This window comes from Arthrobacter sp. NPDC093139 (genome assembly GCF_044754165.1).
Classification (GTDB): domain Bacteria; phylum Actinomycetota; class Actinomycetes; order Actinomycetales; family Micrococcaceae; genus Arthrobacter.
Map to the genome: position 1 here is coordinate 68,034 of NZ_JBIVOO010000011.1, position 19,231 is coordinate 87,264.

Genomic DNA, 19,231 nt, shown 5'->3' on the forward strand with positions numbered 1-19,231 from the left:
GAACTCATATGACCACAGTGCCCATGAAGACCGCGAGGAAGCGGCTGGATTCGGAAGCGCTGGAGCTTGAATTGATCGTGGGCAGCCGCTCCGAGATGGATGAACAGATTTCGGCCGCGGTCGACAGGCTTGTGCGGGTCGCCCTCAAGCAGGGACGGCGCAAAGGAATATCGGTCTCCCGCCTGGGAGACCGGCAGTTCATCGTGGCACTGGACGAAAACGTGCCATTTGGTGTGACGGAAGAACTTGACCTTCATGCCAACGGAACTTTCTCCGGTGTCCCCGCTCCGAAATCGTGCATTGCACAACAGTACTGACCGACAAGAGTCTAAGGACCTGTAGCTGGCCGCTTGGCGCAGCTCGAGGGTGCACACTCCGGAGCAAGGGCTGTCCGGGCATCCCTTCGACCTCAGTGAGGGGCCAAGCAAAGACCGGACCAGATCGGTGGCCCCGCCAGCAAGGTTGCTGGGGCGGCATTCATCTGGATGAAGGATCCGGATAGATCGTCATTGAGGGCAGGCAGTCTTCGACCTTGGGTCAGGAGCAATGTCAGATACGGCAGCAGCGAGCTGACGTTCACAGAAACAAGGGGCTTGGTGCGCCAGGAATCGGGCACGCAGTCCGGAACTTGATAAATGGATGAGAGAGAGAAAACGTGACACGTATCGGGGTCGTGGCCGAATTAGGTAGCGAGACAAGGGTTGCAGCAACACCCCTCACGGTGGGCAAGCTAATCCAGTTGGGCTACGACGTCGTGGTGGAAAAGGGCGCGGGGGAGTCCGCATCCTTTCGTGATGATGCCTACGTTGAAGCGGGCGCATTGATTGTTGGCGCTGATGAGGCATGGGGCAGCGAGGTGGTACTGAAGATCAACCCGCCTGCCGAGGAGGAGATCTGCCGCCTCGCTGTCGGTGCCACGCTGATCGGCATGCTGAGCCCCGGCCTGCGGCCGGAGCTGGTCGACATGTTGGCGGCGCAGCCAATTACCGCGCTTGCCCTCGATGCGGTGCCGCGCATTTCGCGGGCGCAGTCGATGGATGTGCTCAGTTCGATGGCGAACATTGCCGGGTACCGCGCGGTGATTGAGGCAGCACACGAGTTCGGCCGGTTTTTTACCGGACAGGTTACGGCGGCGGGCAAAGTACCGCCGGCGAAAGTGCTGGTAGCTGGCGCAGGCGTTGCGGGCCTGGCTGCGGTCGGTGCGGCCAGCAGTCTCGGGGCAATTGTCCGGGCAACGGACCCGCGGCCGGAAGTCGCCGACCAGGTGAAGTCGATCGGCGGGACCTACCTTAAGGTCGAGGTGGAGGAGGAGATGAAGTCCTCCGACGGGTATGCCAAGGCAACGTCCGAGGCCTACAACCGGCGCGCAGCCGAAATCTACACCGAGCAGGCCCGTGACGTTGACATCATCATCACCACGGCCCTGATCCCGGGCAGGCCCGCACCGAAACTCCTCACGGCCGAGGACGTAGCCGCGATGAAACCGGGCAGCGTCATCGTGGATATGGCCGCCGGGCAGGGCGGCAATGTTGAAGGCTCCGTGGCAGGGGAACGCATCGTCACCGAAAACGGTGTGGTCATCCTCGGCTACACCGATCTCCCGGCCCGGCTGCCGGCCCAGGCCTCCCAGCTCTACGGGACCAACCTGCTGAACCTCCTCAAGCTCCTCACCCCGGAAAAGGACGGGGTCCTGCGTATTGATTTCGAGGACGTGGTCCAGCGCTCGGTGACGGTCGTGCGCGAGGGGGAGATCACTTGGCCGCCGCCCCCGGTCCAGGTCTCCGCCGCACCCGCGGCTCAGACGCAGGCTGAGGTTGCCGAGAACACGGCGCCGAAGAAAAAGCAGGGCCTCAGCGCGGCCGGTAAGGCCGGGCTGTTCGCCGCGGGCATCGCGGCTCTGTTCCTGGTCAACGCGGTGGCGCCGGCGCCGCTGCCGCAGCACTTCACGGTGCTGATGCTCGCCGTCGTGGTCGGTTTCTATGTGATCGGGAAGGTCCACCATGCCCTGCACACCCCGCTGATGTCGGTGACGAACGCCATCTCCGGGATCATCGTCGTCGGTGCACTGCTACAGGTGACCTCCGACAACATTGTCATGCAGGTCCTGGCCGCGGTCGCGGTGCTGCTGGCCAGCATTAACATTTTCGGCGGCTTCGCCGTCACCCGGCGGATGCTGGCGATGTTCTCCCGCGGTGACGCGGCCAAGGGGAACGGGGCCCGGTCATGAGCGCCGCCACCGAAGCAGCAGCAACATTTACGAGGAGCCTTACCGTGTCCGACACCGTCTCCGGTCCGCTGACCGCCGACTCCATCGCGGGAGCGGCCTACATCGCCGCGGCCCTGCTGTTCATCCTCAGCCTCGCCGGCCTGAGCCGGCACGAGAAGGCCCGGGCCGGGGTCGCCTACGGCATCACCGGGATGGTCATCGCCCTAGCGGCGACGATCTGGCTGGCCGTCCAGGGCGCCTGGGGCACCGGGCACGGCCTGACCGGCCTTGCCCTGCTCGCCGGCGCGGTCCTTATCGGCGGGGCGATCGGGCTCTGGCGCGCCCGGGTAGTGGAAATGACCGGCATGCCCGAACTCATCGCCCTGCTGCACAGTTTCGTCGGGCTCGCCGCGGTCCTGGTCGGCTGGAACGGCCACCTTCAAGCCCCCACCCTGCCCGGGGACCTGCTGGCCATCCACCACGCCGAGGTCTTCATCGGCGTGTTCATCGGCGCGGTGACCTTCACCGGCTCCATCGTCGCGTTCCTGAAACTCTCCGCGCGGATGAAGTCCTCGCCCCTGATGCTGCCGGGCAAGAACGCCCTCAACCTCGGGGCGCTGGCCTCGTTCATCGCTCTGACCGTCTGGTACGTCAACGACTCTCAGCTGTGGCTGCTCATCGTCGTCACCGTCCTGGCCCTGGGCTTGGGCTGGCACCTGGTCGCCTCCATCGGCGGCGGCGATATGCCCGTGGTGGTGTCCATGCTCAACAGCTACTCCGGCTGGGCCGCCGCCGCCGCAGGATTCCTCCTCAACAATGACCTGCTCATCATCACCGGCGCCCTCGTCGGATCATCCGGCGCCTACCTGTCCTACATCATGTGCAAAGCCATGAACCGGTCCTTCATCTCCGTGATCGCCGGCGGCTTCGGCATCGCCGCACCAGCCGCAAAGGGTGCCGGGGAGCAGGGCGAACACAAAGAGATCACCGCCGAGGCGACCGCCGAACTGCTCACCGGCGCCTCCAGCGTGGTCATCACCCCCGGCTACGGCATGGCCGTCGCCCAGGCCCAGTACCCCGTCGCCGAACTGGCCCACCAGCTGCGCGAACGCGGCGTGGACGTCAGGTTCGGGATCCACCCGGTCGCCGGGCGCCTGCCCGGGCATATGAACGTGCTCTTGGCCGAGGCCAAGGTCCCGTACGACATCGTCCTGGAAATGGACGAAATCAACGACGACCTCGGGGACACCTCCGTGGTCCTGGTCATCGGGGCCAACGACACCGTCAACCCCGCCGCCGCGGAAGACCCGTCCAGTCCCATCGCCGGGATGCCTGTCCTGAAAGTCTGGGAAGCCGAGAACGTCATCGTGTTCAAACGCTCCATGGCCGCCGGCTATGCCGGCGTCCAGAACCCCCTGTTCTTCCGGGACAACTCACAGATGCTCTTCGGTGATGCCAAGCAACGTGTCGAAGACATTCTCCGTGCCTTCTAGCGCCGAACACTGCCTATATGCCGTTGCTGGCCTGGGATGCCCACTGGCAGTGGCGCAGGTTCGCCAGTCCGCCCTCATCCAACGAATTCGAGAAGAGACCATGCCCAGACGCCGAGTTCTCCCGCATACCACCGCCCAATATGTGTTCCGGTCGCGTATGACGGATCGGGCCATCAGCGAAACAGAGAAATTGGCTCCGCCCAAGGCAATAAACATCGACGACTTCAACGCATCCCCCTGGATTGGGCTGCACTACAGGCACGAGTTTCTGCTGCACCACAGACACGAGTCGTTGGAGCATCGTGTCAATGAATGATGACGCGGAACCAGAGCCAATGGATTTTGTGGGTAGACGCTCAGTTTCCCGCTGGATGCACAAGGTACTGCTACCGGCCAGGCGAGCCCGACCCCGCGCCTTAGCCCACGTGAAAGAGAACCCGGAAAATCGACTGATCAGAACCCGGCTAAGCGGCGACGATCCATACTGGTGGATTCTTGCTGGAGGAATCCATGTGCCGGGTTTCGCGGCGACCAAGGCCGGTGAGGACACCAGCCGCCTACGGGGCCAGCCATGAGTGAATTCAGGACATCAAACGTCACGGCTGTTCTGCTTGCTGCCGGTGCGGGGACACGCCTGGGCCTGGGCCCGAAGGCTTTGCTTCCGTTCCGCGGCCGCACTTTGGTGGAAGTGCTTGCAGAGGTACTGCTCAACGGTGGATGCCGGGAAGTGGTGGTCGTGCTTGGTGCGGAGGCTGAGCAGGTCCTCGCCTCCACCAGCCTGGGCCGCGCTGAGCAGCGCGGGGTTCGGGCAGTGGTCAACGCTGAATGGAACAGCGGTATGGCCGGTTCGTTCCTGCTCGGAGTCGAGAAGGCGTCGCCTGGGGACCACATACTCGTGACTCTTGTCGACCAACCCGGCCTCACCGCTGACTTTGTACGAAGGCTGCTGGCAGCGCACCTGCCTGGCCGGGCCACAGCTGCGGGCTACCGGGGTGTATCCGGGAAGCTCCGGCGCGGACATCCCCTGCTGCTGGACGCATCGCTGCGCGCACCGGCGAGTGAGACCGCCGCAGGCGACTCTGGTGCCCGCCTGTTCCTTCAGGCCAACCCGGAACTCGTCGACCTTGTTGACTGCGGCTACGAAGTGGGAGAGGACATCGACACACGGGACCAACTGCACCTGTTGGATTGACTGATTCCGTAAGCCCCCCGACTACCGGTAGCGACCCGATCCCAGGACGAAGCGGGTTCAATCCACGCTTCAAATTCCTACTCGTCCTATCAATAGCTAGACCCAGAGCGCTGTGTCCAGGAGCCACACATGTTGAGCCTCGAGCTGCTACTCGCAATCACTGCACACCTGCTCACCGGGAACGGAAACGGCGCTGCCGCTGGCCGTATGGCCCAAAACCTCGCTTCCACTATCGAATACACTGCTGCGTCTGCCGCAGCAGTCCTCCTGTTGGGGCTTCTGCTGCTCATCATTCAAAAGGCCAAAAGAGGGGACCAATCAATAGAAGATTCCGAGGCGGCGGTTCGCCATTTCCTGCCTATGTAGCCAGGGATTCCTCCACGTGCAGGCATGTCGCCCACTACAACCCCACTCTCTTGGGTGGAGCCAGCCCCGGCCCTGGTGGGCTAGAGACGACGCTCCGACTGTCCGGGAACTGCGAGAGCACTTCTCGTTGACGGCGCAGCTCCAACCTGAAAACCTGAGCAGACGCAACTGGGTTGGACGATTCTTGAGGAGGATGGTTCCATGATGACCGTCGTCAGCACTACGCAACTCCGTTCCGGCTCAGTGGAAGAGTGGGACCAACTGATCCTCAAACGCTTTAGATCAGCCCACGACCGTCAGGGCTGGATCTCAGGCCAGTTGCTGGTTCCCGTCGACGCACCGGAGACCCGGGTCATCATCGGGACATGGAGAAGCCGTCAGGACTGGGAAGCATGGCATGAAGATCCAGCCTTTCTCTCTGTCCGCGCAAGGCTGGACGAGTTGCAGCAGGTTGACCATCAGACGACGTGGTACGAGGTCCTCGAACACGTCCAGGCAAACTCCAACACGCCCCAATAACCGCCATTTCCTCCGCGGGGCACTTAATGATTCCAGCCCAACAAGTCGGGGCGGCCTGAAACTCGTGCCCCTCTCGAAGCCCGTGCCTCCTACTCCGAAATAAGATCCCAACTCCACCGGCGCCGCTTCGACCTAGCGAGTCCTATGGGCCTGCGACTAACGGCGATCCGCACGCAGTCCGACCGACTGCTGCAGTTCATTTCCGGAAATCGGGCGTCGGGAATTGTTTGCAGCTCGCTCTCACAAGGATGTGCGGTGTCTGGCTGGGCATGGGAGCGGCACTAAACGCTTTCGGCATCGGGACACGGGCAGAACTGTGACGACGAGGCAACAGTTTCGCCCACCCTGTCTCAAATGCGACGAATATGCCGCGAATCTTTCGCAAATAAAAGAACATGAGTCTACGTCGAACATTCGGATATCAGAAGCAGAGCGTTTTCTGGGCGTCAGCGATGACACCGTCAGGCGCTGGACCGAGAACGGAACGCTATCGCCAGCCAAGGATGACTCCGGCCGACTGGCCGTGAGCGCGCTGGAGCTGGCCCAGCTGGCGCGGGACCAGGACCAACTTCCCGAGGACCCCGCCCGCGTGAGTAGCTCGGCCCGCAACCGATTCGTCGGGCTCGTCATTGGGATCACCGCGGACAAAGTCATGGCCCATGTGGAACTGCAGTGCGGGCCCTTCCGCGTCGTGTCGCTGATGAGCAGCGAAGCAGTCCGCGATCTGGGGCTGGAACTTGGATCAGTCGCCACCGCCGTCGTAAAAGCCACCACTGTCATCATTGAAACTCCCCAAGGAAAGAGCATCCTATGACAATCCCCCCAAACACGGGGCCACGCTGCTGGTCGCCGCCGCTCTAACCGTCGGGCTGGCCGGCTGTGCCTCCGGCACGAGTGATGCCTCCGGAAGCTCTCCCGCGAGCACCGCCCCATCACCCCTACCAGGCACACTAACCGTGTTCGCCGCCGCCTCCCTAAAGGCAACCTTCACCAAAATCGCCAGTGACTTCGAGGCCAAATACCCCGGCACCAAAATCACGTTGAGCTTCGCAGGATCCCCTGACCTCGTCGCCCAAATCACTCAGGGCGCCCCCGCCGACATCTTTGCTTCCGCAGACACCAAGAACATGACAAAGCTCACCGACGCGAAATTGATTGACGGCGCTCCGCTCGCCTTCGCTACGAACGTGTTGGAGATTGCCGTCCCGCCGACTAACCCGGCTTCGATTAGCTCCTTCGCTGACCTGGGCAAGCCGGGTGTGAAAGTCGTCGCCTGCGCCCCTCAGGTCCCCTGCGGCGACGCGACCGACACCTTGGAAAGGGCGACCGGCACCATCCTAGCCCCGGTCAGCGAAGAATCCTCCGTGACTGATGTCCTCGGCAAGGTCACCTCCGGTGAAGCAGATGCCGGGCTGGTCTACGTCACCGACATCAAGTCCGTCGGCGACAAAGTCAAAGGAATCCCATTCGCCGGATCGGGCAAAGCCGTAAACACCTACCCGATCGCCACCGTGGGCACGAGCAAAAACAAGGACCTGGCCCTGGCCTTCATCGCTGCAGTCACAGGCAGCGAGGGCAAGAAGATCCTTACCGAAGCAGGATTCGGCACCCCGTAAGACATCTGGTTGTGCGACAAACAACCGCACCAGCGCTGGTCCGCCGGCGGAGCCCGGACATGCGCTCACGGCGAAAGTCGAAATGCCCGCGCCAAAGCAGGCAGCAAACGCGTGATTCTCAGGCGACGACAACCCACCACCACGGATGAGACAAGTTGGTAGCCTTCCTGCTTTTCTGGAAGAGCACCTGCTGGCCCTCCCCCAACCCATTTTTCAAGCGCCGATAACCAGCCTTCTGTCAAGCTATGGCCGCTCCGGCTGTGGCGCGCCCACGACGTAGGCGGGGGAGAGTTTAGTCCAGCTTGGCGTGGCGCAGGTACTGTAGACGGTCTCCCTGCTGATCCCGTAATCACGGGCAAGGACGGCGTTCGGCACACCGCTGTCGGCGCGCTGGACGAGTTCGGCGGCGGGAACGTCACTACTGCGTAGCGATGGGCAGTGATGTAACGGTCGGTCCCGGGAAAGATCGAGTTGGCCACTGCTTGATGGATTGAAGGTATTCAGTGGCGTCAGCTTGTTCTCTGAATTCCAGAAGGTTTCCCACTTTCTCCACTAGTACATCTCGTACTTCGGATGGGGTTGCAAAGAAGAACTCTTTGCGGGGGTTGGCCTGATTGACGGCCTTCGTCGCGAAATGTTTGTGAAGTTCGTTTTCCAGCGTGACTGCATCTTCAGAGAAGAAGAGAGTGTGGATGTCGAAGCGGAACGGTACTGATGCTCCACTGAGCTCAGCGACGCGTTCAGTGGGTTCGAGGCGCCTGGTTAGGCCTATCTTGACCACGTCATCACCGAAAGCCCCACGATTGGAAATCACGTAGATGTAGCCCGCACGAATATTGGCAGCGCGGAAATCATTTTGAGCGATTGCTTCATCGATTAACGCAAGCCGACGTTCCAGATCAGGATCCCCCTGCCCAGTTGCCTGTATAGCGGTGAGAGCGTTGAGGAGGTGGGCGCGTTCCTTGTCGAGCCGGGCACGTTCCTCAGCGAGTTCGCGTTCGACGCGGCGCTCCTCGCGCAGACGAGCCCTCTCCTCCCGTTGTGCTTCCTTCTCCTCCTGCTTTTTCATAAGCCAGTCGGCAGTAAGTTCAATTTCTTCAACGCGCAAAGCATGGAAGTCATCACTGATGTGCATCTCCATCAGTGCGCCCAGTTTCGCAATCGCTAAGCGAGAAGCATCTAGGCGGCGCTTGGCGGTGACCACATTGCCTAGCTTGAGGGATCTGATGCTGTTGTCCGCCTCTGCGTTGTACGCGCGTAGCATCAGCTTCGCCAGGTCATCGGTCATGCGTCGACCCTTGGCAAGGGAGTTGTTGAAGGTGAAGAGATTCGACTTCACGATCGCCTGCCCGAGTTTTACCAGCTCCGCGATTCGCGCTTCCACCTCGTCTAAGCGTTCACGGAAGGACGCAGCATTCTCAAGGGGGTGGTGGTAGCGGTAGATGCCAACTTCCTGTAGCACCAGTGCATCATTGAGCTCAACGTAAGGAGTCGATGCGTCGGTGGCTTCAGATAGTTGCCGTCGTAGAAGCTCATTTTCTGCCTCAAGAAACGCGATTCGTGCAGCAACTGTAGATTCGGTTGGTTCCTCTTTGCTGGGTGAGGAGTCTGGTTCCGGTGCCGGCACGATGTCGGTCGCGGCCGACGAATCTCTCGATGGCAGCCAGAGCTGCCATCCTGGCGGGGGCGCTGGCCATGTGGGGTCGGGCGTCCAGCCTACCGGTGGCCGCCAGGACACGGGTGGTTGGGGCCAGCCAGGAGGTGGATTGAAAACCAAATCATCCGTCGCCATCAGGAGCGCCGAACTCCCGATACATTCGCGGGTGTCAGTCCGAGGGGGTTCTTAGAGACGGCAGCGCCCAGGTGTTCCAGCGTGGCCGCTGGAACAACGGCCGAGAGATCTATGTCAGAAAACGCCTCACGTGATGCCCCGACTGCGGCGAATGGGATGTAGGTTTCGTTACCCGTCGCCGGATTGATCGTTTGTGTTCCGACCTCCAGCGCGATGCCTTGAATCAGCGAGCGGCGATCAGCTTCAAAGATTTCATGGAGGGTTCGCAACACGACTTGGTGGACGATTCCTGCATATCGGTCTTTCGACTCTTTTTGCGAGAGTGCTACAGGTGTTATCTCGTCGCTGGCCTTTACGTACTTGTAGGACTTGATCGTCGGGATCTGGTCTGGGCTTGGGATGAGGACGCGCAATGCGAGTTCTGCTGTTCCAGGATCAAACTGCGCCTCGTGCTCGACCGTGAATCCATCGGGGTAAACGGAGTTGGCGAGCACAATGCCTACGTACTCCTGTACGGCTTCCACCGAACCGTAACTAAGATTCGTGATGAGTTGGTCAATCGAGGCGTTGTGCTCGGCAACCTCGGCCTCACGCGCGGCGCATTCTTCCAAGTACCGGGCTTGCGCTGCCGCCAGCCTTTGCCTTCGGTTATTTTCATCGGCAGCGTACCTATCAGCAATCGCCTGGCGCCGCCCCGGTAACTGGGCCATCTCGTGCTCCCAAGACGAATAGGCCTGGGCAAACGCAGCTTCAGCCTGTGCCTGGGCCTCGGCAAGCTTCTTCTTGCGTCCAAAAAGCCCGGTAGGGGGAGCAGGGGGTTCAAACACAGGGGCTGGGAGATCGAGCAGGGGTACAGGGGTAGGAATTGGGGTCTCCAGCCTCCGGTCGAACGCTGGATGCTCGACCTTCCTGCGCAAGCTGGCAAGGTCAACATAATCATCCACAGCCAGAGTCGATTCAAGAAGGCTGTCGACTTGGTCGTACACGGTCGCCAGCTCGGCATTCAGCTGCTCGACTTCTGCCTGGCGGCTGGCAACGTGGGCGTCATGAGCCTCCTTTTCGAGGCGTTTGCGGTCCGCCTCCGAGGCACGTTGCAGTGCAACCTGCGCCCTCTGCTCAGCTTTCCATGCCTGCTCGGCCCGGCGCGCCGAAGCCGCCTGTTCCCGCGCGGCGGCACGTTGCCGCTGTTCGGCCACTTTCGCTTGGTGCTGCATTTCCGCCAAAAAACCCCGACGACGTGCCAAATCAGACCCCCAGATACACAGTTTTCGTTCACATTAGCAGCTGGCATCAAGGACGGGTCTGACAACCGGCGGCTCTGTTCCAGGCTCGTCGCGCTCTTGAATCCCTGCGCGTAAGGATTGATTCAGATGTAGACCGAGATAGGGGACTTCCGCAACTATCAGCCCACTTGCTTTACGTAATATCCGTTATCGGCGCTTTAAGGCGAGAGGGAGTAGATAGTATCCCTTGCCCTATCTAGGCACTACTGGATGTTCAAACGCAGGGTTGAAGCCAGGGCAGAGAGTCCCCCGGCGAAGGGCTTCGCTCTTCACAACTTATCCAACTTCTCCGGCTCGGTGCCAAGAGTCAGAATCTCTCCAAGGACCACGTACGTCTGGAGAAACACGAAGCGTGCCTCCTGCACATCGACCTCAGCATGAGTTCCAGCAGAGCACCGCGCATACAACTCCACCAATGTCTTGCGAATGCGGTCGCGCCGCGACTTGCTAAGGCCCTGCTGGTGGCAATACGCCTGAAGCCGGTTGAGGACGTTTTGCTGGCCAATTTTGATTCGGGCGCCGTCACCCAAGTCGTAATCGCCGTCGTTGCTACGAAAAAGATGATCTGCAACGGAATCGATCAAGCGTCGACAGGACGTGAGCCCTTGACTTACCGACTCAGCGTCACCGTCACGAAGACGGTCTGATATGCGTTCCATTTTTTCGAGTGCCATTCCACTGGAAGCAGCCAGTGCGCCGTCGACGCGTGCTTGCGTTGCCTCAAACAGTGTTGCCTGAAGCTCACTAAATAGCAGTTCGTGGTAGAGCTCTGTCACGAGGCTGTACACGGTCGCTACGACTTGGCCACTGATGCCTGAGAATGTTGAGAGAGTGCTTGAGTAGGAGGCGATCTTTTTGTCGTGCTCGCGCGCGGCGACAGAAGCGTACTCGCCTGAGTAATTGCCTCCACCGCTTAGGGTGCCGAGCGCCTGACGCGCCGCCTCTATCTCGGACTCGATTTTCGCAATTGATGCAGGAAAGAACTTCTCTTTGGATGCACCGGACCATCTACCAGCACGGCCAATCCAGTAGTTGTCGGTGTCGTTTCCCGGGTAGCCATCCCTTTCCAAAGCCAAGAACTCGATCAGTTCGCTTTGACCGACAAGACGGGCTAAACGGCTTGCCTTCAATACGATCTCCGAGGCCTTTAGCCGCTTCAATTCAACATCAGCCAAAACTTCTTCGGCGATACGCAATGCTTCTTCTTGGCGACCCATGAGGGATAGTCCATCACAAGTATGCCGCCTTCCCGAATTGCTATCCGTGTCGGATACAGGGCTGTCTCTCCAGCGGGACTAGGATGCCGTCCGAGCCCTGCGTCAGGAGTCTGGGCATATGTAGTTGACGAAACGCTCATTATCGGCGATTCGCAATCGGTTAGTCGAGTGCCCACAGAGGCTATCGGCCGCCCTTTGGGGGCGATCAGCAGCATCGGGTTTCTACCGCACCATCATTATCGAACCGTTCGTGATTCGCGATTCGACCTCGGGCGTCGGAAGCCCTAGGTCTAGGAGGGCCCAGTAGACGACGGGCTACGCCGGAGCTGCTGATCACCGACGGTAGGCCTGAGTCCATGGCGGAGCAGGCGAAACCGCTCCCCGGCCGTGCCTCTATGTAGAGCCCCGGGCAATAGAAATCGATAGAAGCTATTGCGATGCGTCGAAGCCGATGAGCAGGCGGCGCGAGGCGGTCTCCATGTGGGAGCGCATTGTTGCTGTCACCGCGGCAGAGTCCCGCGCCTCCAAGGCGGCGTGAATTTCTGTGTGTTCCTTCAGCGCGGCGGCAGCGTGACCCTCGTCGGTCAGCGCCCGGTCCACCCAAATCCGTAGAAGTGAATGGATGCTCTGCAGCAGTTCCTGCAGCACCTGGTTTCCGGAACCCTCGGCTATTTCACGGTGGAAAGCCGCGTCCGCCTCGACGAAAGAGGCCAAATCGTCAAGGCTGGCCGCCATGGTGGCAAGGTTGCCCCTCATCCTTTCGAGCGCTTCGTCTGTAATTCGCTCCGCTGCGAGCTGCGCGGCCTGAACCTCCAGCCCGCTGCGCAGTTCCACCAGTTCGCGGGTTCTAGGCGCTCCGAGCATCATGCCCCAGCTCAGGGTGCGGGGCAACAACTCCGAGATCCCGTCGCGCAGGTAGGTTCCGGAGCCCGGCCGGACCACCACAATGCCCAGGATCTCGAGAGCCGCGAGTGCCTCCCGAACCGCAGATCGGCCTACTCCCAGAGACGCGGCCAGCTGACGTTCCGCCGGGAGCCTGGTTCCAGGGGCTATATCTCCGCTCGTGAAGTAGGCAAGCAGACGTTCGGCCACTTCCGACACGACGGAGCCTTGGCCAACGGAGCCGAGAGCCTCACTGATCTTGGCCGTGGAGACGGCAGAAGAGTTGATGGACACACTCCAAGCGTAACAACGCAATCCACTCTTTGACCCCAGCAAGCGACAACTCATCAACCGGTTGACCAATTTACGGTTACCGCCTATGGTGGAACTCACATGCTTTAGCCGCCGGTGGTCCGCTGACCCTTCCGGCCTGAGACGGTCCCCGGGCTCCCAGCGACGGATGGTTCGGGACATAGATATCTAGGAGTCAACGTGGACACCACACAATCGGTGGTCGAGAAATCAGCAATCAAGAAAGTGGCGATCCGGCTTGTCCCGTTCGTCGCCCTGATGTTCTTCATCAACTACCTTGACCGCACAGCCATCTCCTTCGCCGGCCCCAACGGTATGAACACGGACCTCGCCCTCTCCGCTGCCCAGTTCGGCTTCGCGTCCGGCGTCTTCTTCATCGGCTACATCCTGCTGGAGGTCCCCAGCAACCTCGCCCTGAACAAGTTCGGTGCCCGCCGCTGGCTGGCCCGCATCATGGTCAGCTGGGGCATCGTCTCCCTGCTGTTCACGTGGGTGGGCACCGTGGAGCACCTCTACATCCTGCGCTTCATCCTGGGTGTGGCCGAGGCCGGCTTCTTCCCCGGCGCCATCCTCTTCCTGAGCCTCTGGGTTCCGTCCCGGCACCGCAGCAAGATCCTCGCCCTGTTCTACCTGGCCCAGCCCCTGACCACCGTCATCGGCGCCCCGCTTGCCGGTCTCCTCATCCAGCAGGAAGGCGTCTTCTTCGGCCTTGAGGGCTGGCGCTTCATGTTCTTCGGCGTAGCCATCCCCGCCATTGTGGTCGGTGTCATTGCCTGGTTCTACCTCGCAGACTCCCCGGCCAAGGCCAAGTGGCTCACTGCCGAGGAGAAGACCTGGCTGACCGGCGCCCTGGAGACGGAAAAGAAGGAAACCACTGCCAGCAACAGGCATGTCAGCGTCCGCACCGTCTTCAGCAACGGCCGCGTCTGGATGCTGTCCGCCATCTACTTCGGCTTCATCTACGGCCTGTACGCCCTCGGCTTCTTCCTGCCGACCATCATCGCCGGATTCGAAGGCATTTACGGCACCAAGTTCGATGTGTTCCAGAAGGGCCTGATCACTGCGATCCCGTACCTGCCTGCAGCATTCGCCCTGTACTTCTGGTCCAAGGACGCCACCAAGCGCGGCGTCAGGACCTGGCACATCGCTCTTCCGGCCCTCATCGGCGGCCTGAGCATCCCGCTGGCACTGTTCGCCGGTTCGCCGGCCGCCACAATCGCCGTCATCACGATTACCGCCATGTCGATCTTCGCGGCACTGCCGAACTTCTGGACGGTCCCCACCCAGTTCCTGACCGGTGCCGCAGCAGCCGCGGGCATCGCCCTGATCAACACCGTGGGCAACCTCGCAGGGTTCAGCGCCGGCTACATCACCGGCTGGCTCAAGGATCTGACCGGCGCCTACACCGTACCGATGTTCGTCGTCGGCGGCTTCATGCTCCTGTCCGCCATCCTCATGGTGGTGCTGAGCCGCTCCGGCAAGGTCAGCGAGGGCGTCCCAGCCGAGGCTCTGGACCCCGCGGGCGCCGGCCATCACGCCGAACCGTAACTGGCCTGCGGGCGTCCGCCTTGCCCGCGGACGCCCGCCCCAACCTTCACCTCCAGAATCACGACTTCCCTTTAGTTAGGCCCAGGAGCTTTCCAATGACCCGCCTGTTCAACGAACCCGCAGCTTTCGCTGACGAAATGATCGAAGGCTTTGTCGCCTCCCACGGCCGCTGGGTGAAGCGCGTTTCCGGCGGCGTTGTCCGCAACACGCAGAGCACACCTGAAACGGTGGCGCTGGTCATTGGCGGCGGTTCCGGCCACTACCCCGCGTTCGCCGGCCTTGTGGGCCGAGGTCTGGCGCACGGCGCCGCGATGGGCAACCTGTTCGCCTCGCCGTCGGCCCAGCAGGTCTACAACGTGGCCAAGGCCGCCAACAACGGCGCCGGCGTGCTGCTCGGGTACGGCAACTACGCCGGCGACGTCCTGCACTTCACCCAGGCCCAGGAACGCCTCCGCAAAGAAGGCATCGACTGCCACAGCATCGCCGTGACCGACGACGTCTCCTCCGCTCCGCTGGCAGAGCGCGCCAAACGCCGCGGCATCGCCGGGGACCTGACCGTCTTCAAAGTCGCAGCCGCGGCCGCCGAAGCTGGCTATGCCATGGACGCCGTTGTGGGCATCGCCGAGCGCGCCAACGACCGCACCCGATCCTTCGGCGTCGCCTTTACCGGCTGCACCCTGCCGGGCGCAGACCACCCGCTCTTCTCCGTTCCCGAGGGCCGGATGGCCGTGGGCATGGGCATCCACGGGGAACCCGGAATTGACGAAACCGACATTCCGACGGCCGATGAACTCGCCCAACTGCTGGTCGCCAAGCTCCTCACCGAAGTCCCCGAAGGGATCGAAGCTCCCGGCGCCCGCGTGGTCCCCATCCTGAACGGCCTGGGCAGCGTCAAGTACGAAGAGCTCTTCGTTGTCTACCGCCGTGTTGCACAGCTTCTCGCCGAAGCCGGGCTGGAAGCGGTGGACCCGCAGGTGGGCGAGCTCGTCACGAGCTTTGACATGGCCGGCATTTCACTTACCCTCTTCTGGCTCGACGAAGAACTCGAAACCCTGTGGAACGCACCGGCAGATGCCCCGGCCTTCCGCCGCGGTGCCGTCACCGCCGTGGCTCTAGAGGCCGGTGACGGTGACCTCGGCGAAGCCGAAGTGGCCATCCCCGACGCAACTGAAGAATCCCGCGCTAGCGCCGCCCGCGTCCTCGCCGCCCTGGGCGCTGCGAAAACCGTGGTCGACAACAACGCTGATGAACTGGGCCGGATCGATGCAATCGCAGGCGACGGTGACCACGGCATCGGCATGGAACGCGGCGTTCGCGCCGCCGTTGCAGCAGCAACCGACGCCGTCGCCCGCGGTGCCGGCGCCGGCACGACCCTCCACTTCGCCGCAGACGCCTGGGCCGACAAGGCCGGCGGCACCTCCGGCGCCCTCTGGGGCATGGCCCTGCGCGCCGTCGGTGACGCGGTGGGAGACAGCAAGGCGCCCGACGCCAATGCTGTCGCCGCTGGAGTCGTGGGCGCCGCCACCGCGATTATGGATTTCGGCAAGGCCAAGCCTGGTGACAAGACCCTGGTGGACGTCCTGGTCCCTTTCCGTGATGCCCTGGCAGCCGGCGTCGAGGCAGGGAAATCCCTGACCGAAGCATGGGGCGACGCTGCGGTCACTGCGCAGCAGGCCGCCGAAGACACCGCCCAGTTGCTTCCCCTCATGGGCCGCGCCCGCCCGCACGCCGAGAAGAGCCTGGGCACACCGGACGCGGGCGCCGTGTCCATGGCACTGATCATCCGAGCCATCCATAACACGCTCACCGAGCGGACAACCATCAAGGAGAAAGCATGAGCGCCAAACTGCGCCTGATTGTTGGAGCCGACGACGCCGGTTTCGAATACAAGGAAGCCCTGAAGGCTGATTTGGAGGCCTCCGACCTGGTCGAATCCGTCACCGACGTTGGGGTGGACGCCACCAGCCACACCCCCTACCCGTCCGTGGCGATCGCCGCCGCCGAACTCATCGCCGCCGGCAAAGCCGACCGCGCCCTGCTGGTCTGCGGCACCGGACTGGGCGTTGCCATCGCGGCGAACAAGGTCCCCGGCGTCCGTGCCGTCACCGCTCACGACAGCTTCTCGGTAGAGCGCTCGGTCCTGTCCAATAACGCCCAGGTCCTCACGTTCGGCCAGCGCGTCGTCGGCCTCGAACTCGCCCGCCGGCTCGCCCGCGAATGGCTCACCTACACCTTCGACGAAGCCTCAGCCTCAGCAGAGAAAGTCACCCTGATTAAGGACTACGAGGGTGTCACTTCCTGCTAACGACTCTTCCACCAGTGCAGGAGGACCAGCGCCCGCGAAGGCCATCATCGGCGTCAGCCTGAAGATGTATTTTGGCTACCAGCGCTCGGTCGATTACTGCCGCGACGTTGCCGCCATCGCGTCAGCACACCCGGCGGTCCAGAGCGGTGACATCGAGCTCTTTGTCCTGCCCACCCTGCCCGTGCTGCCCGAAGCCGCCCGCATCCTAGGAGCCGCCGGGGCAGCCACCGGCGCCCAGGATATTTTCTGGGAGGACGAAGGCGCGTTCACCGGTGAAGTGGGCGGCAAAACGGTTGCCGAACTCGGCGGCCGCTTCGCCGAAGTTGGCCACGCCGAACGCCGCCGGTTCTTCGGCGAAGAGGACACGGTCATCGGGCTGAAGACCGCCGCGGCCTACCGCAACGGCCTCACTCCCGTCCTGTGTGTCGGGGAACTGCAGCAGGGATCCGTGGAGGAAGCGGTGGCCCGCTGTTCCGCGGAGATTAACGCCATCATCACCCGCGCCCAGTCCCTGGGTCCCGCCGGCCGGACCATTGTGGCCTACGAACCGCAATGGGCCATCGGCGCCCAGGAACCGGCCACGCCGGAATACATCAGCACCGTCATCTCCGGCCTCGATGCGCACCTCCGCACGCTGCCTGGCCAGGAAGACAGCTGCGTGATCTACGGGGGCAGCGCCGGGCCCGGCCTCATTACGAAGCTGGACTCCGCTGTCGCCGGCCTGTTCCTGGGCCGCTTCGCCCACGATCCGAAGGCGCTGAAGACCATCCTGGACGAGACCGCAGCACGGCTTACCTCAGCGGAGGTGACGGCATGAGCAGCACCGGGCATAGCCGGATAGGCCTGAGCAGCTACGCCTTCTTCTGGCAGCTCTCGGACAAGGTCTCGGAACCGCTCACCATCCACCAGGCCCTGGAGCGGACGGCGGCCCTGGGCGTGGACCTCTTCCAGATCTGCGACTACGCCCCGCTCGAAGCCATGCCGGACTCCGAACTGGAAGCCGTCCGGGCAACAGCAGACCGTCTGGGCATCTCCCTGGAGCTCGGCACCAAGGGCATCCGCCCGGAGCACCTACGGAAATTCCTTCACATCGCCGGGATCCTCGGCTCACCCCTGCTGCGGACCATGTTCAACACCCCGGGCCACACCCCGACGGCGGAGGAAGCCACGGCGATCTTCAAGGACGTGCTGCCGGAGTTCGAAGCCGCCGACGTGAAGATCGCGGTGGAGACCTACGAGCAGGTGCCCACCTCGAAGATCCTGGACGTGATCCGCCGACTGGACAGCCCCTCACTCGGCATCTGCAGCGACCCGGCCAACACCGTCGCGGCGCTGGAGATGCCCCGCGAGGTGATTGACGCCGTCGCGCCCTACGTCCTGAACATGCATATCAAGGACTTCGCGTTCAGCCGCAAGGACGGATGGGTCGGGTTCACCTACGCGGGCGCACCGCTCGGCGAAGGCATGCTCGACTACGACTACATGGTCAGCAAATTCCAGCCCCACCAAAAAAATATCAACCAGATCGTCGAACACTGGCTGCCCTGGCAGGACTCCGAAGCGGACACGATCCGCCTCGAAAACCAGTGGACCCAGCACAGCATCGAATTCCTAAGGAGCAAGTAAATGTCAGCAGAAAAATTGACCGTCGCCGTCATCGGAGCGGGTGGCAAGATGGGAATGCGTGTTTCCCGTAACCTCCAGAAGAGCGGCCACACCGTCTTCTACAGTGAGAACTCCCCCGCAGGCCAGGAACGCATCCAGGCCGAAGGCCGCGAAATCACTGCCACTGACGACGCCGTCAAGGCCGCCGACGTGGTCATCCTCGCCGTCCCGGACACCGTCCTGGGCGTCGTTTCCCAAGGCGTTGTCCCCCAAATGAAGGCCGGTGCGATCCTGCTCACCCTGGACCCCGCCGCCGCCTACGCCGGGCTGCTGGCCCAGCGCGACGACGTCGTCCAGGCAGTGGCGCACCCGTGCCACCCGTCCGTGTTCCTGGAGCGCACCACCAAGGAAGAATGGGCCGACACCTTCGGCGGCGAAGGCGCCCCGCAGAACGTAGTTGCCGCCATCGACGACGCTTCCGAGGAGACCAAGGCAGCAGCCGAAGAGACCATTCGCGTCATCTACGCCCCCGTCATCGACGTGCACTGGGTCACCGTCAAGCAGCTCGCCATCCTCGAGCCCACCCTCGTTGAAACCGTGGCCTGCATGATCGGCACGCTCCTGAACGAAGCCCTGCACGAGACTGTCCACACCGCCGGCGTACCCGAAGAAGCCGCCAAAGCCATGCTCTTCGGCCACGTGCAGATCGCCCTCACCAACGCCCTCCGCGGCTCAAACCCATTCTCCGAGGCCTGCGAAATCGCCATCCAGTACGGCAAGGACACCATCATCAAGGACGACTGGAAGAAGATCTTCGACGACTCCGAACTGGACAACGTCATCGCCAAAATGCTCAAGCTCGAGGCCGTCAAGCACTGACCTGCGAAAGCGGCAG

The 19,231-nt window shown here is 62.4% G+C and carries 18 protein-coding genes and 1 pseudogene; 14 read left to right on the plus strand and 5 right to left on the minus strand.

Annotation, left to right across the window (positions count from 1 at the left end):
* The first annotated feature begins 8 nt into the window (after window positions 1-8).
* The 8 genes from ACIP90_RS16175 to modA all read left to right on the plus strand — a co-directional run bounded on the left by ACIP90_RS16175 (window position 9) and on the right by modA (window position 7,392).
* Entirely contained in the window at window positions 9-317 is a 309-nt protein-coding gene (locus ACIP90_RS16175) for a hypothetical protein (RefSeq protein WP_400580576.1), read from the plus strand.
* A gap of 338 nt (window positions 318-655) precedes the next feature.
* Window positions 656-2,227, plus strand: a complete 1,572-nt coding sequence (locus tag ACIP90_RS16180) for a Re/Si-specific NAD(P)(+) transhydrogenase subunit alpha (protein ID WP_400580577.1) — start codon at window positions 656-658, stop codon at window positions 2,225-2,227.
* Window positions 2,224-3,699, plus strand: a complete 1,476-nt coding sequence (gene pntB, locus ACIP90_RS16185; protein WP_400580578.1) for a Re/Si-specific NAD(P)(+) transhydrogenase subunit beta — start codon at window positions 2,224-2,226, stop codon at window positions 3,697-3,699. The genes ACIP90_RS16180 and pntB overlap by 4 nt, the downstream gene beginning before the upstream one ends.
* A gap of 571 nt (window positions 3,700-4,270) precedes the next feature.
* The gene (nboR, locus tag ACIP90_RS16190; RefSeq protein ID WP_400580579.1) at window positions 4,271-4,891 is read left to right on the plus strand and encodes a nicotine blue oxidoreductase; all 621 of its coding nucleotides are present in this window, start codon (window positions 4,271-4,273) and stop codon (window positions 4,889-4,891) included.
* Window positions 4,892-5,020: 129 nt separating this feature from the next.
* Window positions 5,021-5,257, plus strand: a complete 237-nt coding sequence (locus ACIP90_RS16195; protein WP_400580580.1) for a hypothetical protein — start codon at window positions 5,021-5,023, stop codon at window positions 5,255-5,257.
* Window positions 5,258-5,458: 201 nt separating this feature from the next.
* On the plus strand, window positions 5,459-5,776 hold the full coding sequence (locus tag ACIP90_RS16200; RefSeq protein WP_400580581.1) for an antibiotic biosynthesis monooxygenase family protein: 318 nt from the start codon (window positions 5,459-5,461) through the stop codon (window positions 5,774-5,776).
* A gap of 412 nt (window positions 5,777-6,188) precedes the next feature.
* Complete coding sequence (locus ACIP90_RS16205; RefSeq protein ID WP_400580659.1) at window positions 6,189-6,590, plus strand: molybdopterin-binding protein; 402 nt, start codon at window positions 6,189-6,191, stop codon at window positions 6,588-6,590.
* A 25-nt stretch (window positions 6,591-6,615) separates the two neighbouring features.
* Window positions 6,616-7,392, plus strand: coding sequence for a molybdate ABC transporter substrate-binding protein (modA, locus tag ACIP90_RS16210; protein ID WP_400580660.1), 777 nt, complete (start codon window positions 6,616-6,618; stop codon window positions 7,390-7,392).
* Window positions 7,393-7,684: 292 nt separating this feature from the next.
* Here modA and ACIP90_RS16215 read toward each other — a convergent pair.
* The 5 genes and pseudogenes from ACIP90_RS16215 to ACIP90_RS16235 all read right to left on the minus strand — a co-directional run.
* A pseudogene (locus tag ACIP90_RS16215) lies at window positions 7,685-7,800 on the minus strand (helix-turn-helix domain-containing protein); the annotation flags it as partial.
* Between the two features lie 10 nt (window positions 7,801-7,810).
* Entirely contained in the window at window positions 7,811-9,184 is a 1,374-nt protein-coding gene (locus ACIP90_RS16220; protein WP_400580582.1) for a DUF4041 domain-containing protein, read from the minus strand.
* A complete protein-coding gene (locus ACIP90_RS16225) occupies window positions 9,184-10,380 on the minus strand; it encodes a hypothetical protein (protein ID WP_400580583.1) in 1,197 nt (398 codons plus the stop codon). The genes ACIP90_RS16220 and ACIP90_RS16225 overlap by 1 nt, the downstream gene beginning before the upstream one ends.
* Window positions 10,381-10,736: 356 nt before the next feature.
* The gene (locus tag ACIP90_RS16230; protein WP_400580584.1) at window positions 10,737-11,684 is read right to left on the minus strand and encodes a hypothetical protein; all 948 of its coding nucleotides are present in this window, start codon (window positions 11,682-11,684) and stop codon (window positions 10,737-10,739) included.
* A 429-nt stretch (window positions 11,685-12,113) separates the two neighbouring features.
* The gene (locus ACIP90_RS16235) at window positions 12,114-12,860 is read right to left on the minus strand and encodes a FadR/GntR family transcriptional regulator (protein WP_400580585.1); all 747 of its coding nucleotides are present in this window, start codon (window positions 12,858-12,860) and stop codon (window positions 12,114-12,116) included.
* Between the two features lie 198 nt (window positions 12,861-13,058).
* On the opposite strand from ACIP90_RS16235, the gene ACIP90_RS16240 reads away from it, so the two are divergent.
* The 6 genes from ACIP90_RS16240 (at window position 13,059) to ACIP90_RS16265 (ending at window position 19,215) form a co-directional block, all read left to right on the plus strand.
* Window positions 13,059-14,426: an MFS transporter gene (locus tag ACIP90_RS16240; protein ID WP_400580586.1), complete on the plus strand. Its 1,368-nt coding sequence runs from the start codon at window positions 13,059-13,061 to the stop codon at window positions 14,424-14,426.
* A 95-nt stretch (window positions 14,427-14,521) separates the two neighbouring features.
* Window positions 14,522-16,264: a dihydroxyacetone kinase family protein gene (locus ACIP90_RS16245; RefSeq protein WP_400580587.1), complete on the plus strand. Its 1,743-nt coding sequence runs from the start codon at window positions 14,522-14,524 to the stop codon at window positions 16,262-16,264.
* A complete protein-coding gene (locus ACIP90_RS16250) occupies window positions 16,261-16,731 on the plus strand; it encodes a ribose-5-phosphate isomerase (protein WP_400580588.1) in 471 nt (156 codons plus the stop codon). The genes ACIP90_RS16245 and ACIP90_RS16250 overlap by 4 nt, the downstream gene beginning before the upstream one ends.
* Window positions 16,715-17,548, plus strand: coding sequence for a triose-phosphate isomerase family protein (locus ACIP90_RS16255; RefSeq protein WP_400580589.1), 834 nt, complete (start codon window positions 16,715-16,717; stop codon window positions 17,546-17,548). The genes ACIP90_RS16250 and ACIP90_RS16255 overlap by 17 nt, the downstream gene beginning before the upstream one ends.
* On the plus strand, window positions 17,545-18,357 hold the full coding sequence (locus tag ACIP90_RS16260; protein WP_400580590.1) for a sugar phosphate isomerase/epimerase family protein: 813 nt from the start codon (window positions 17,545-17,547) through the stop codon (window positions 18,355-18,357). Before ACIP90_RS16255 ends, ACIP90_RS16260 begins: the two co-directional genes overlap by 4 nt.
* Window positions 18,358-19,215, plus strand: a complete 858-nt coding sequence (locus ACIP90_RS16265) for a phosphogluconate dehydrogenase C-terminal domain-containing protein (protein ID WP_400580591.1) — start codon at window positions 18,358-18,360, stop codon at window positions 19,213-19,215. It abuts the gene before it with no gap.
* Window positions 19,216-19,231 lie beyond the last annotated feature (16 nt).